The sequence below is a fragment of the Aggregatibacter sp. genome (genome assembly GCF_057314075.1).
In genome coordinates this window covers 164,834-180,123 of sequence record NZ_DBHLAR010000002.1, presented here as the reverse complement: position 1 = coordinate 180,123, position 15,290 = coordinate 164,834, and the positions used below count along the sequence as shown (strand labels likewise).

14 protein-coding genes are annotated in these 15,290 nt (G+C 41.6%); 5 read left to right on the top strand and 9 right to left on the bottom strand.

The genetic code is table 11. The features are described 5' to 3' along the window. Positions 1-240: 240 nt before the first annotated feature. On the top strand, positions 241-564 hold the full coding sequence (locus ACO5E4_RS01230; protein WP_485861778.1) for a DUF5339 domain-containing protein: 324 nt from the start codon (positions 241-243) through the stop codon (positions 562-564). 52 nt (positions 565-616) lie between these two features. On the opposite strand, the gene ruvB is transcribed toward ACO5E4_RS01230, so the two are convergent. From ruvB to aspS, 8 genes are all read right to left on the bottom strand, one after another. Beyond that, positions 617-1,630, bottom strand: coding sequence for a Holliday junction branch migration DNA helicase RuvB (gene ruvB, locus ACO5E4_RS01225; RefSeq protein ID WP_111295137.1), 1,014 nt, complete (start codon positions 1,628-1,630; stop codon positions 617-619). A 15-nt stretch (positions 1,631-1,645) separates the two neighbouring features. After that, a complete protein-coding gene (ruvA, locus tag ACO5E4_RS01220; protein WP_485861777.1) occupies positions 1,646-2,260 on the bottom strand; it encodes a Holliday junction branch migration protein RuvA in 615 nt (204 codons plus the stop codon). Between the two features lie 63 nt (positions 2,261-2,323). Beyond that, entirely contained in the window at positions 2,324-2,896 is a 573-nt protein-coding gene (ruvC, locus tag ACO5E4_RS01215; protein WP_485861776.1) for a crossover junction endodeoxyribonuclease RuvC, read from the bottom strand. Positions 2,897-2,953: 57 nt separating this feature from the next. Beyond that, the gene (locus tag ACO5E4_RS01210) at positions 2,954-3,385 is read right to left on the bottom strand and encodes a hypothetical protein (protein ID WP_454905411.1); all 432 of its coding nucleotides are present in this window, start codon (positions 3,383-3,385) and stop codon (positions 2,954-2,956) included. A 9-nt stretch (positions 3,386-3,394) separates the two neighbouring features. Next, entirely contained in the window at positions 3,395-4,135 is a 741-nt protein-coding gene (locus ACO5E4_RS01205; protein ID WP_021615175.1) for a YebC/PmpR family DNA-binding transcriptional regulator, read from the bottom strand. 12 nt (positions 4,136-4,147) lie between these two features. Next, entirely contained in the window at positions 4,148-4,594 is a 447-nt protein-coding gene (gene nudB, locus ACO5E4_RS01200) for a dihydroneopterin triphosphate diphosphatase (RefSeq protein WP_485861775.1), read from the bottom strand. Positions 4,595-4,705: 111 nt separating this feature from the next. After that, positions 4,706-5,974, bottom strand: a complete 1,269-nt coding sequence (locus tag ACO5E4_RS01195) for an NRAMP family divalent metal transporter (RefSeq protein WP_109860026.1) — start codon at positions 5,972-5,974, stop codon at positions 4,706-4,708. Between the two features lie 271 nt (positions 5,975-6,245). Then, entirely contained in the window at positions 6,246-8,012 is a 1,767-nt protein-coding gene (gene aspS, locus ACO5E4_RS01190; protein WP_485861774.1) for an aspartate--tRNA ligase, read from the bottom strand. A 165-nt stretch (positions 8,013-8,177) separates the two neighbouring features. Between aspS and cmoA the strand changes: the two genes are divergently transcribed. Next, positions 8,178-8,900 carry a carboxy-S-adenosyl-L-methionine synthase CmoA gene (gene cmoA / locus ACO5E4_RS01185; RefSeq protein WP_485861773.1) on the top strand — a complete coding sequence of 241 codons (723 nt, stop codon included), beginning with the start codon at positions 8,178-8,180 and terminating at the stop codon, positions 8,898-8,900. A gap of 94 nt (positions 8,901-8,994) precedes the next feature. Here cmoA and ACO5E4_RS01180 read toward each other — a convergent pair whose 3' ends face one another. Continuing rightward, positions 8,995-11,571: a GDYXXLXY domain-containing protein gene (locus ACO5E4_RS01180; RefSeq protein WP_485861772.1), complete on the bottom strand. Its 2,577-nt coding sequence runs from the start codon at positions 11,569-11,571 to the stop codon at positions 8,995-8,997. Between the two features lie 299 nt (positions 11,572-11,870). Between ACO5E4_RS01180 and ACO5E4_RS01175 the strand changes: the two genes are divergently transcribed. From ACO5E4_RS01175 to rnt, 3 genes are all read left to right on the top strand, one after another. Further along, a complete protein-coding gene (locus tag ACO5E4_RS01175; RefSeq protein WP_485861771.1) occupies positions 11,871-13,970 on the top strand; it encodes a TonB-dependent receptor domain-containing protein in 2,100 nt (699 codons plus the stop codon). A gap of 147 nt (positions 13,971-14,117) precedes the next feature. Then, the gene (gene gloA, locus ACO5E4_RS01170; protein WP_485861770.1) at positions 14,118-14,525 is read left to right on the top strand and encodes a lactoylglutathione lyase; all 408 of its coding nucleotides are present in this window, start codon (positions 14,118-14,120) and stop codon (positions 14,523-14,525) included. 87 nt (positions 14,526-14,612) lie between these two features. Continuing rightward, the gene (gene rnt, locus ACO5E4_RS01165; protein WP_485861769.1) at positions 14,613-15,266 is read left to right on the top strand and encodes a ribonuclease T; all 654 of its coding nucleotides are present in this window, start codon (positions 14,613-14,615) and stop codon (positions 15,264-15,266) included. Positions 15,267-15,290: the final 24 nt, after the last annotated feature.

The window sequence follows — 15,290 nt, the reverse complement described above, 5'->3', positions numbered from 1 at the left end:
AATGTTGCCCAGATCACATTTTTTGAACTCAATCAAAAACAACTAAAAATAAGTATTTTGAGTAAAATTGATCTACATCAAATTATATGTTTTCTAAACAAACTTGCAATATTTATCAGATTAAAATTCGCCAGATCACAAATTTAGAAAGAAATTCTGGACTTTTAAGCAACATTTTGATAATTTCCTTGGCAATTTATTAATATTACTTTTTACTTGAATGGTTCAAGGGTATTTCAAATGGCAACAAAAACAACACGAATTTTGACCGCACTTTGCATGGCTAGCGCCGTAATGAGTTTTTCAAATGTAGGAAATGCCGCTGAAAATAGTGCGAAGAAATCATCAGAAATGCCACAGCAATGCAAGGATTTATTCAACGAAACTGAAAACCTGATTGTTGAAGCAGAAAAACAACCCGGCACCCATACTCAAGTAAACAAGATTCGAAGCAAACTCAATCAGAGCAAACAGCAAATTCTTGAAATGGAATTGGCTACACAAATCAAAAGTTGCGATGTGGCATTAGCGAAACTCAACAGCATGAAACAACAGCAACAATAATCACAAGATAAAAATAAAAGGCTTATTGAAAATCAATAAGCCTTTTATTTTTTTAGTCTTCTCGGGAAATTTTTTCAATGCCAAAATGGCGATAAGTTGTTGAGGTTGCTATTCTTCCTCGCGGTGTTCGTTGTAAGAATCCCTGCTGAATTAAATAAGGCTCCAACACATCTTCAATAGTATCCCGCTCCTCACCAATGGCTGCCGCTAAATTGTCTAATCCCACTGGACCACCATCAAAACGCTCTAAAACAGCTGTCAGCAACTTCCTGTCCAAATAATCAAAACCGGCATCGTCAATATCCAACATAGACAGTGCCGCTTTCGCAATGGCTTCGGTAATCACACCGTTATTACGCACATCGGCATAATCTCGCACTCGACGTAATAAGCGATTCGCAATCCGCGGCGTTCCGCGAGAACGGCGAGCAATCTCATAGGCTGCCGAATCATCAATTTTAAGCTGCAAACAGACCGCACTTCTTGACACAATGGACGTTAAATCCGGCACGGAATAAAATTCCAAGCGTTGTACAATGCCAAAACGATCGCGCAATGGCGAAGTTAAAGAACCGGCTCGAGTTGTAGCACCGATAAGCGTAAAAGGCGGTAAATCCAATTTAATGGAACGGGCCGCCGGGCCTTCACCAATCATGATGTCCAACTGATAATCTTCCATTGCCGGATACAATACTTCTTCAATGGCAGGGGAAAGGCGATGAATTTCATCAATAAACAACACATCATGAGGCTCAAGATTTGTCAGCATGGCGGCTAAATCACCCGCCTTTTCCAAAACCGGACCGGATGTCGTGCGAATATTTACGCCCATCTCGTTGGCGACAATATTAGCCAGTGTGGTTTTTCCCAATCCCGGCGGGCCAAAAATCAACAAATGATCCAAGGCATCCTGACGTAATTGTGCCGCTTTGATGAAAATTTCCATTTGTTCGCAAACTTGTGGTTGCCCCACATAATCCGCCAGCAATTTGGGACGAATGGCACGATCAATGACATCTTCGTCTAATTTTGCCGTAGCACTGATAATTCTGTCTGCTTCAATCATCTTGTCTGTCTCAAATTACAACGCGGCTTTTAAAGCTTCACGAATTAACTGTTCACTGGAAAGTTCCGGTTTAGAGACTTTTTTCACCATTTTCTCCGCATCAACCGGCTTATAACCCAAGGCGATCAATGCCGCCACAGCCTCATTAGAAGGTTCAGCGGTTGCAACGGCTTCTATGCTAAAGCTTGGCAAATGATCCGCTTGCATAAAGAAATCGTTATTTTTCACGCCGTTAAACTTGCCTTTGAGTTCAACTAAGAGTCTTTCTGCGGTTTTCTTGCCGACGCCGGGAATCTTCACTAATTTTGACAATTCTTCACGTTCAATGGCATACGCAAACTCATCCACCGACATGGCAGATAAAATTGCCAACGCCAATTTAGGCCCAACGCCATTGGTTTTAATCAATTCACGAAATAAAGTGCGGTCGGTTTTTTGGGCAAATCCAAAGAGCAAATGAGCATCTTCACGCACGACCAAATGGGTAAATAAGCTAGTTTGTTTCCCCACTTCCGGAAGATGATAAAAACTTGTCATCGGCAACAACAGTTCATAGCCGACACCTTGCACATCCAACAAAATTTCCGGCGGCTGTTTTTCCATTAAAATACCGGTGAGATGACCAATCATAGCAATCCTAGTTATCTGTAAGAAATTGTGCGTAGCATAAAATAAAACTGGATAAATATCCAGTTAAATTTTTAAACGGAAACGGCCTCGACTATATCGAGTACGTAAAAGTGCGGTCAATTTTTCCTGCGTTTCGTTTTGCCCCGCAGCATCTGCCACATGGAAAGAGTGCTGTATGGAATGAGCATGAGTAATCGCAATCGCTAAAGCATCCGCCGCATCCGCTTGTGGCTTATCGGAAAGTTTCAGAATTCGGGTAACCATCTCTTGTACCTGAACCTTATCCGCCGAACCAATACCAACCACCGTTTGTTTAATTAGGCGCGCCGCATATTCAAACACCGGCAAATCATGATTCACTGCCGCAACAATCGCCGTGCCACGTGCCTGCCCAAGTTTCAGGGCTGAATCCGCATTTTTTGCCATAAACACTTGTTCAATCGCAAACATATCCGGTTGAAATTGCGTGATGATTTCCGACACACCGGCATAAATACGTTTTAAACGGGTTGGTAAATCATCCACTTGAGTGCGAATGGCGCCACTGCCAAGGTATTCCAATTGTCGCCCGGTTTGTCGGATAACGCCATAACCGGTCACGCGCGAACCGGGGTCAATGCCTAAAATAATTGTCATAATCGGGTATAAAACAAACGGCTAGAAGACCTAGCCGTTTTTATTTGAAGTGAAAGTTTATTGATTTGCTTTTGCTGTAGCTTTCGCGTTCACATCACAGTTTTTCACGATGATTTTGTCGGATTTTTTGCCTTTTTGTAAAAGATTTACCGGCACGACAGAATCAAATTTATCCAAGGTTAAACCGCTATCCACATTCCACACATAGTTGCCGGAAGTAAATGCGGTAAAATCTTTTTGGGCGGTATCGCGAGCAAAATCTTTTGCAATCACTTTATTGCCTACCATCACCATTGCCCCTGTCGGTTCTTGACCTTCGAATTGATACACGGCAGTCACGGTTTTCTTGTTGCAAGAATACACGACGGTTTTATCCGTAATCGTTGGCATGGCGCCGGCAGCTTTGGATTCGACATTGGCTGTTGCATTAGAACACGCCGCCAAAATGGCAACGGTAGCCATTGCAGAGAATACTTTAACAAATTTCATAAATGCTCCTTATAGCATTGCAGCGACTTCATCGCTGATTTCACCGTTGTGATAAACGTTTTGTACGTCATCACAGTCTTCCAACATATCAATTAAACGCAATAGTTTCGGTGCAGTTTCCGCATCCAAATCTACGGTTGTTGATGGAATCATTGTCACTTCTGCTTCTTGCACTTTAAAGCCTGCCGCTTCAATGCCATCGCGTACGGAACCTAATTCTTCCCACGCAGTATAAATTTCAAAAGAGCCATCATCTTGTGGTTGAACATCATCGGCACCGGCTTCAATCGCCGCTTCCATTAATGCATCTTCATCTGCTTGATTAACAATAATCAAGCCCTTTTTACTAAATAAATAACCAACAGAACCTTCTGTACCTAAGTTACCGCCACATTTGGTAAAACTTGGGCGAACTTGGGAAATGGTACGGTTGGCGTTATCGCTCAAACATTCCACCATGACGGCCGTGCCACCCGGGCCGTAACCTTCATAGATTTTGGTTTCCATATTGGTGTCATCGCCACCACCAACGCCACGCTCAATGGCACGGTTAATGGTATCACGGGTCATGTTGTTGCTGAGCGCTTTATCCACTGCCGCACGTAAACGTGGGTTCGATCCCACATCACCGCCACCGATTTTTGCAGCGGTTACCAATTCTCGAATTAATTTAGTAAAGATTTTGCCACGTTGCGCATCTTGCGCCGCTTTACGGTGTTTAATATTTGCCCACTTACTATGGCCTGCCATGTTGTTTTCCTTCTATTTTGTCAAATCAAATAAATATTTTCTTATCGCTTCCGCGTTATTAGGGGATTTCGTCATTTGAATCGCTTGTGCCGGCGAAACCCATTGAAAAGCGAGATGTTCGGTTAATTCAGGGGTAAATTCCTGATCCACTGCCAACAAAAACCAGTGCTCTCGGCAGTGGGTAACATTCGGTGCGTATTTATAGCGGAAATGCGGAAAAATTTCAAACGTTACGCTTTCATGACAATCCCAAAGTGCAGTGCTTTTTGACGGCGTTTTTAACCGCACTTCTTCCCAAACTTCACGCACTGCCGCGTCATACGGTATTTCATTTTCTTCAAGGGAACCGGTGACCGATTGCCAGAAATCCGCATCGTCTCGCCGTTGTAGCATGAGTACTCTGCCACTCTCTTTGGCATAAATGACAACAAGGACAGATTGGTTGTTTTTGTATTTCAATTGGATATCCACGCAAATAAAAAGTTCGCTATGTATTTTCACGCAAAACAACGTAAAAAAGAACCGCACTTTAAAGAAGTCCTTAAAGTGCGGTCATTTTTAGAAAAATTTTTAGCCTAACCAGCCGGCTTGCTGTGCAATAAAGAGTGCGGCAAACGCGGTTAAGTAGAATAAGCCGATAAAGGATAACCACAATAATCCGCCTTTCACGCTGTGTTTCGCTTTCATGGTTAAGGATAAGTTCAACCATGCAAACACCGGCGCAGAAACAAAGGATGCGATCATCGCGAATTTCAACATCGGGCCAACGGCGTTATTAAAGTAGAAAATAATGGCTAAACCGGAGGCGGCCGCAAGCACCATGGCAATGTTTAAGGTTTTTACGGTGCTTTCGTGTTTACCAAGTAATAAACGCAAGGATTCAACATTAGTACGGGAATAACCGTCGATAACGGTGATGGTTGTACCAAACATACACATGAAGGCAATCACTGCGATCAATAAGCGCGCCCATTCACCGATGGTGCTGGCATACATATTGATTAATTGCGCGATATACTTACCGCCCACCATTTCTACGGTTTCAGGCGAACCGAATTGTACTAATGCGCCAAGTGCTAAGAACACAACGGCTAAAATCGCTGTGCCAATGTAACCCACGTTAAAGTCAAACAAACCGTCTTGATAAGACACTTTGGTCAAGCGACGTTTTGCCACCACCCACATGGAGTTAATCGCAGAAATTTCAATCGGCGCCGGCATCCAGCCCATTAACGCCACCAAAAATGCCAATTTGCTTAATTCCCACGGGGAAGGCGCAACGAAATCTGCCGGTGCAACACCTTGCATACCGTTACGCATGAATGCAATCACGACAGCACTGACTGTTGTCACAGTTAAGGCGATCATGATAATTTTGGACAAGCTGTCTAATAAGCGATATTTCCCTAACAGTAAAATGCCGGTTGTCACACCGATCACCAATAAACTGAGGACCGGCATTGGCAATGGAATAGGGATCACGAAAGTTAAAATGGCTGCGGTTAACAAACCTACCGCGGCGGTGTTAATCACGGTGGCAAAAATATTTAATGCAAGGAATAGCCACAAATAAAATTTACCTTTTTGGCGGTAACCTTCCAACAAGGTATTGCCGGTATCTAAGGTATATTGCACGCCGAAACGGAAGAAAGGATATTTGAATAAATTCGCAAGAATTACGATGCTCACTAATTCCCAACCATAAATCGCACCCGCTTGGGTGGACGCGATAATATGCGAACCGCCAACGGCAGCAGATGCCATAACGATGCCTGGGCCCAACGCAGCAAATTTAGTCGCCCACGTGGATTTTTCTACTGAATTTGAAACTTCACTCATAAAATTCTCTCTTATAAATTAAGCATAAATGCGGGAAAGGACTCATTTATAATAGAATTTCACAACTCAGTAAAGAAAATAAAATTCTACCCAAAGGGAAATAAAAGAATAAAATTTTGATTTATTGAAAATTTCAGTTAATAACTTCAAAACCAAGAGGCAAGGCAAGTTATCACACCAAAAAAGCAATTTATTTTAGTAGATAAAATTTTTTATCTAAAAAAGAAAGTGCGGTCAAAATTGACCGCACTCTATTATTCAAATTTCAAATTTACTCAGCTTTTACAACCTGAATACTCAACTCAGCTAATGCCTGTAGATTCGCAATACTTGGCGCTTCGGTCATTAAGCACGCCGCTGCCGTCGTTTTCGGAAACGCAATCACATCACGGATATTTTCAGTGCCGGTTAAAAGCATGGTTAAACGATCTAAACCGAACGCCAAACCTGCGTGTGGCGGTGTGCCGAATTTCAATGCATCCAACAAGAAGCCAAATTTTTCGCGTTGCTCTTGTTCGTTGATGCCAAGAATACGGAATACCGTTTGTTGCATTTTCGGATCGAAAATACGTACAGAACCGCCGCCGACTTCGTAGCCGTTGATGACCATATCGTAAGCATTCGCCACCGCAGTTGTTGGATCCGCTTCCAATTGTTCCGGTGTGAAATCACGCGGCGATGTGAATGGGTGGTGCATTGCCGCCAAATTGCCTTCATCATCACGTTCAAACATTGGGAAATCAATGACCCAAAGCGGTTGCCATTCGTCTAAACGGGTTAAACCGAGATCACGACCCAGTTTCAAACGTAATGCGCCCATGGCATCTGTGGTGGTTTGCCATTTGTCTGCGCCGAAGAACAAGATATCGCCGTTTTGTGCTTTTACACGTTCTGATAACGCTTTCCATACGTCTTCATTTAAGAATTTCGCAATCGGGCTTTGAACGCCTTCAAGTCCCGCATTGATATTATTCACTTTCGCCCAAGCTAAACCTTTCGCACCGTAGATACCAACAAATTGAGTGTATTCATCAATTTGTTTACGCGTAATTTCGCTGCCATTTGGTACGCGAATGACCGCCACACGACCGTTCGGATCATTGGCGGGACCTTGGAACACTTTGAAATCCACCGCTTTAACGATGTCTGCAACGTCCACTAGTTCCAGTGGGTTACGCAAATCCGGTTTGTCGGAGCCAAAACGATTCATCGCTTCGTGCCAAGTCATCACAGGGAATTTGCCTAAATCCACACCAATGATGTTTTGCCATAAACCGTGCACCATGCGTTCCATAATCTCACGCACTTCAGGCGCTGTCAGGAAAGAGGTTTCCACATCGATTTGGGTAAATTCCGGTTGACGATCCGCACGCAAATCTTCGTCACGGAAACATTTCACGATTTGATAATAACGATCAAAACCGGACATCATGAGCAACTGTTTGAAAAGCTGTGGTGATTGTGGCAATGCATAGAATTTGCCTTTATGCACACGGCTTGGCACTAAATAGTCGCGCGCACCTTCCGGTGTAGCTTTGGTTAGCATTGGGGTTTCAATGTCTAAGAAACCGTTGTCATCCATGAAACGACGTACAAAACTGGTGATTTTCGCACGGGTTTTCAAACGTTGCGCCATTTCCGGACGACGTAAATCCAAATAACGGTATTTTAAGCGTTGTTCTTCCGTGTTGTTTTGGTTGAAGTCTAACGGCAACACATCGGAGGCATTGTAAATTTTCAATGCTTTTGCCAACACTTCCACTTCACCGGTCGCCATGTTTTTATTGATTTGGTTGTCCGGACGAGCAATCACTTCACCTTTGATTTGAATACAAAATTCGTTACGCAAACCGGCAGCCGCGGTCAAGGCATCTTGGTATTTCGGGTCAAAACACACTTGCACGATGCCATCACGATCGCGCATATCAATAAAGATCAACCCACCTAAATCGCGGCGGCGATGAACCCAACCGCTTAATGTTACTTCCTGACCGATATTTGCGCGGTTTAACGCACCGCAATAATGTGAACGCATCATTTTTTATTCCTTATTATATTCTGGATCATTAAAGAGAAATTAACCGTGCGATTATACGGAAATTGCCTGGGCTTTTGAATTGGAAAGCGAAATTTATTTGCGCCGTTAAAAACTTTCTCTAAAATAACCGCACTTTTTATTTCAAATTATTGCATCGCAAAAAATATGAAAGATACCCTATTCTCTGCGCCCATTGAAAAATTGGGCGATTTTACGTTTGACGAAAGCGTCGCGGAAGTCTTTCCCGACATGATCCAACGCTCTGTGCCGGGCTATTCCAATATTATTACCGCCATCGGTATGCTTGCCGAACGTTTTGTTACGGCAAATAGCCATGTCTATGATTTAGGTTGTTCCCGTGGCGCGGCAACCCTTTCCGCTCGTCGTCATATCAACCAACCTAATGTGAAAATTATCGGGGTGGACAATTCCCAACCGATGGTAGAACGTTGCCGTCAACATATCGCCGCCTACCACAGCGACATTCCGGTCGAGATTCTCTGTGACGACATTCGCCACATTGAGATCAAAAACGCATCCATGGTGATTTTGAATTTCACCCTGCAATTTCTGCCACCACAAGATCGCGTGGCGTTGTTAGAAAAAATTCATCAAGGATTAAATCCAAACGGCGTATTGGTGATGTCAGAAAAATTCCGTTTTGAAGACGAGCAAACCAACAACTTACTGATTGATCTCCACCATCAATTTAAACGCGCCAACGGTTACAGCGAATTAGAAGTGAGCCAAAAACGCACCGCACTTGAAAATGTGATGCGCACAGACAGCATTGAAACCCATAAAGCGCGATTAAAAAATGTCGGCTTTTCGCATGTGGAGCTTTGGTTTCAATGCTTTAACTTCGGTTCCATGATTGCGATGAAATAAGCGCAAGCTAAAAATAAAAAAGTGCAGTGGACGTAAAACGTTTGAAAAACCCACCGCACTTTTTTCTTATCTATCAACGATCTTATTCCCATTTTTATAAAGGGTTTAAATCCTGATCCAGCAGGCGGGCAAGCAATAAAACACCGTTTTTAAAACGATATTCGGCGTACTCTGCCTGCGCATAATATCGCTCTTTTCCCTCCGCAAAGAAATATTCCTGACTTGGTAATTTAGGTGACCAATATTTATAGCGAACTGGTAAATAAACATTTGGGGTGCAATGTTTAAAATCTGTTGGTGTCTCTGATTGCGCCTCACAGAATGTCGCAACATGATTTTTATCAAGATGAACAAGGATATACGCTTTTTTCCCTGAAGGACTTAATTCATCTATACCTGTGGTTTCATTAGATTCATTCGATTCAGGTGAAAACTGACTTTGCTGCAATTCAGATAAAATAGCATAATCCAATACCATATAATCGCCTTGCATTAATGAACGAGGATCCGCGGGAACAATTTTTAAGACAACAGGTTTACCTGTAGCCAACACATCTTCAAATTGTTGCACTTTATAGTTCACAGCCCCCAATAACGCAATCACAAATACGCCGACAAGCCCAATCGGAGCTTTAAAAATAGGATAGTTTTCAACTGCACTTTGCGAAGGGGTTTTATAACGTGCATGCAAGAATAAAGCGATAATCGCAAAAATAATAGCAAAACTTACTAACAACACTCCTTTATAGAGCAATGGAATGCTCAATTGGTAATAAAATCCGCTTAAATGAATAATAAAAATAATGATCAAAAGTCCGAAAAAAGCGCGACTATCCGTCCAATAAACGAGCAATAATAACGCTGTTAAATATAAAATAGCTGGTGCCCCAACAAAACCTAATACAAACAAGGTTAATGCGAAGAGAATTAACAAAACTTCCGTATATTTAACCTTGCTGTACTTATTCATCAATGCATAGACAACTAATGGTAATGCACAGATAAGTAAATATAAGATATGGCTAACATCAAACCGGAAGTGTGACCAAAATTCTCCACTTAAAATTTGCAATACATTATCAAGGCTCACTATGTCTGATGTCATAACATCACTTAAAACATCTGTATCAATAATATCGTAATCTACCAAAGGAAACGTCATATACGATGGTGCAGAGCTCCATAGAGAGAATAACACCATCCCCCAGGCAATGGGCTTTAAATAAATTCGTTCTGATTGATGAGGCCCCATGATCCAATAAAAGAGTACAATCGAACTCAGTAGCTGGATTTTATTAAACCATGTGTTATTCAAGCTATAACTATGGAAATAGATATCATAGGAAATTTGCCAATAAACGAGAAGTTGGATAACCAGTAGAAGCCTTACTAAAGAATTTGGCATCAATTTGTAGCTAACGATAATAATGACTGTAAAAATCAGTGTAGAGATAAAGATACCGAGATTTGAATCTTCGCTAAATTCATATCCTAATAAAAGAAAAGGATTATCAAATTTAACAAACAAATAGAATCCTAAAAAACTGTTTGCGATCAGAAAAAATAAACCCGTAAAAATTGTAGTGTATTCATTTTTATCTTTATTTAAGGTAAGCAACCAAGCTATACCAAATAAAAGAACGCCAATAATGAATGCACTAGACTCCTCTAAACCTAAAGAAAAGAATAACCAAACGCCTATCGTCGCTACCGCTATCAATAAGGCTATCACCCATAATATTGAAATCGCCCAATGGGATTTCTTATTATTTGGATATTCTCGCTTATAAAGTTTTAACAAAAAATTAATTGCCATTATAGTAAAAATAAAGCCTACTAATCCTAAAATTACCCCCTCATCGAAACCACGAATCAAAAAATAAGCCAAAAAGTAATAAGCACCAAGTAATGCTATGACTGAAATAATTAAATTAATAAAATCAAATCGATATTTTTGATATACATAAAATGCAATCAAGGCAGGAATAGCAATTTGCAAAAAACCGAGTGATGAACGACCAAGTTCAACCCAAGCATAAGCATAAAAGTACACATCATAAATTGTTGTTAAACCAAATAAACTGGCAAAAGTCAGTACTAAAAATACTTTAGGTAAAATGCGCCAATATTGATCATGAAAAGTTTTACTAAATAATTCTGATATCACGAGTAACCCTGCATTCACAAGCAAGGCATAACACATTGAATTATTTGAGTTTTGCTCATTAAACAAATAAAACGCAATGTTGGCAGTGGCGGCAAATAATAATGCAGAAGCCACATTTGGAAACAATAATAAAAATGGAAGTTGGCAAAGTGTCCAAACAGCAAATAGCTGCCATGCATCAGCCCCCGTTTGATAGGTTTGTCCAACTAAGGCAAACAAACCGCCAATCAAGACAGAAGCAACAAAAAAAAGGCTATATGTCTTCCACTTCAATTTTTCTTTGGCTTGTCGATGGCTCTCTCGAATAAAGCAATAAATACCCAAGGCCACCGTGACTAAAAGCAGTGTTTGTAACCCATAAATCTTCGTTAAATCAGAAAGATAATCCCAGTTTGCAGCAATGAATGTGACGACACCACTACTAAGAAAACCAACCGTTAACAAGAGAAACAATAAATTAAGATAACGTTCCCAAGATAAGTTGAATAACCCTGTTCGATTCATATTTTCGTTTCCTTTCAATCAGCAGTGAAAAGTTAAGGAATTTTAGTCAATTTTTATGAGAAAAAGCAAAAGTGCGGTGAGATTTTGCGGTATTTTCCTTCTCACGTTTATTATTTCTTCATACCAATAGTGATTCCGGTTTACGTCTCTTTTAACAAAAACCATACATATTCTTATTCATAAAATACCATTAGAAATAATTTTCTATCAAGAATAATTATCATTTGCATAAATTAAGCGAATACGTTAAATTGCCACGCTGTAAATTTCATCTTTCATCAACCTTTAGAGGAGCATTTATGCGTAAACATTTTTCATTGCTTCCCCTCGCAATGTTAGTTACCACTGCAGTTTATGCGGAAAATTTAGAGATCATTAACGTGGTGTCTGAAAATACCGGTGCCAAAAGTAAAACCAATGTGATTACAACAGAATCAATTAATCGCAGCACGGAAACCGAACTAAAAGGTTTATTAAAAGACGAACCGGCGATTAACTTTGGCGGTGGTCGCGGCACATCACAATGGTTCACCATTCGCGGGATGGGACAAGATCAAGTGGATGTGAAAGTAGATGATGCTTATACCGACGCCCAACTTTTCCACCACCAAGGCCGTTTCATGTTTGACCCGGCACTATTCAAGAAAGTGAGCGTGCAAAAAGGGACCGGCTCAGCCAGTGCCGGCATTGGTGCAACCAGCGGTGCTATCGTGGCAGAAACCGTGAGCGCAAAAGATTTGCTAAAAGACGGTCAAGACATTGGTTTTAAGGTAAATGCAGGTGTGAGCTCAAACAAGGGCTGGAGTAAAGGAGTAACCGTTTATTCACGCGCCCAAGCGATGGATGTATTACTTTCCGGTAATTGGGTAAATGAAAGCGACTATAAAGGCGGCCATAATTTCCGTAATTTGGAAGGTGGTACAAAAGTTCAAAACAGTGCATTACATCAACGTGGTTTACTCGCCAAAGTTGGGGTTGATATTACTGAAGATCAACGTATCGAATTAAGCCATCGTCAAGAGCGTCATTACGGCGTTCGCGCACTTCGTGAAGAGTTTGACTTTTCGCAAGATTGGTTAACCGCCAGTGCGCAAAACGGCAATCCACCGACTCTAACAAGAGAACAGCGTGCAAACGGCTATACATTAAGCCAAGAAGGAAATATTTGGTATGTTTTAGATCGTGATGGAAAAAAAATTATAAATACTGCCAATAACGCCCCTCGCTATCGCATCACCACAAACGATACTAGCAAGATTGAATGGACCGGCAAAAACATGGGCTTTATTAGCAATGCTAAGGCTAATGTATGGCGCAGTGTAATTAGTCGTGAAGAGCCAAGCGAACGTTCCAGAACCCGTTTAATTGCTAATGGTGCAAACTTAAACTTGGATTCTCCCGTCGGTGAATCTCACTTAATCAAATACGGTATCAATTACCGCGATCAAGAAGGTAAGCCTAACTCACTTACCGTTCAAAACGGCGTCCAAATGAAGACCCAAAAGAAACGTGATGTGGGTGTTTATGCGGAAGGTATCTGGGGCTTAGGCGCGTTCACCTTAACCACCGGCTTACGTTATGATCATTTCTCATTCCGTGCAATGGACGGTTCAAAATCCAGTAAAGGAAACCTAAACCCAAGTGTCGGTTTAATTTATGAAGTGACCAATGATTTAAGTTTAAATACCAGCTTAAACTACGCTACCCGAAGTCCTCGTTTCTTTGAAGTCATGCTTTCTTCAGGATCGACTCGAGGAAAACCTGCAGTGTATTCCATTGCCAATAACATTAAACCGGAAAGATCGCGCAACGCGGAAGTAGGCTTCAACTATAAATTAGCCGACAGCCTTTCTTTGAACGGAAGTTATTTCTGGCAAACGATCCAAGATACGCACGCCTTTACGCAAATCAGACCAGGTTATTATGAAATCCAAAATGCAGGCAAATTAAGAAATCATGGTTATGAATTAGGTGCAGCCTATAAATACGAAGGCTTAACCTTGCGTGCTGGTGTAGCTTACAGCAAGCCGGAATTAGACGGCAGAACCGTGGATAGCACTGTAACCGCCATTCCGATCGGTCGTACTTGGACCACCGGTGTGTCTTACCACTTCGAACAACCTGACGTTGAAATCGGTTGGAAAGGCCGCTTTGTACAACATACCAGCTATGATTCTACCACCCAAAACCGTGGCGGTGGTGCAACCACCACAAAACGTCCGGGCTATGGCGTCAACGATTTCTATATCACATGGAAACCGGTTGAAAGCGTGAATATCAACCTTGCATTAAACAATGCATTCAACAAATACTATCGCAGCCACAGCCAACGCGCAGGGGTATCCACCTTGCCTGAACTGGGTCGTGATGTTCGTTTAAGTGTAAACTACACGTTCTAAACCTGAAAAGTGCGGTGAGATTTTACTGCGTTTTTTAAATTTATTTTGAAGGATTAAGTTCAACTGGGCTTAATCCTTTTTATTTTCCAAAGAAAAGTCCATGATTCTGTGGCATAATTGGCGAGATTTTATTTAATGGAGAATATCATGCGAATTTTACATACCATGTTGCGCGTCGGCGATTTACAACGTTCTATCCAGTTTTATCAAGATGTATTGGGCATGCGTTTATTGCGTACCAGTGAAAATCCGGAATACCAATATTCTCTGGCATTTTTAGGTTACGATAATGAAGACAAAGCGTCCGTATTGGAATTAACCTATAACTGGGGCGTAGAGAAATATGATTTAGGTAATGCTTACGGTCATATCGCTATTGGTGTAGATGATATTTATGCGACCTGTGAAGCTGTGCGCAAGGCGGGCGGGAATGTTACTCGCGAACCGGGCCCGGTGAAAGGCGGTAAAACCGAGATCGCTTTCGTAGAAGATCCGGACGGTTACAAAATTGAATTCATCGAAAATCAAAGCGCACAAGCCGGCTTAGGCAACTAAGTTACCCGCTAAAGTGCGGTAAAAAATTCAAGTGTTTTTTAACGTGGATTATAAACGATAATCCACGTTTTATTTTTAGGATAAGCTATGTCTGAAGCCCCAAAAGCAATTAATTACAACTTACTAAAACACCGATTTCGCGGTTATTTACCGGTAGTAATCGATGTGGAAACCGCCGGCTTAAATGCCAAAACCGATGCGCTATTAGAACTGGCAGCCATTACCCTAAAAATGGACGACGCCGGCAACTTAGTACCGGACCAAAAATGTCATTTTCACATTCAGCCCTTTGAAGGCGCTAACATCGATCCTGAATCTATCAAATTTAACGGTATCGACATCGATAATCCTTTACGCGGAGCCGTGAGTGAAAATATCGCTATCAGCGAGATGTTTAAAATGGTACGTAAGGCACAAAAAGACGCAGACTGCCAACGTTCAATCATCGTCGCGCATAATGCGTCATTCGATCATGGATTTGTGATGGCAGCGGCGCAACGTATGAATGCCAAGCGCAACCCATTCCATCCGTTTTCCACTTTTGATACCGCCACATTAAGCGGTTTTATGTTCGGACAAACCGTATTAGTAAAAGCCTGCCAAGCGGCCCAAATTCCTTTTGACAACCAACAAGCCCATTCTGCATTATATGATACAGAACGCACAGCAGAGCTGTTTTGTTATATGGTGAATCATTTAAAACACTTGGGTGGTTTTCCACATGTGGTGGCAGAAAATTAAAAATATCGACTGCACTTTACATTT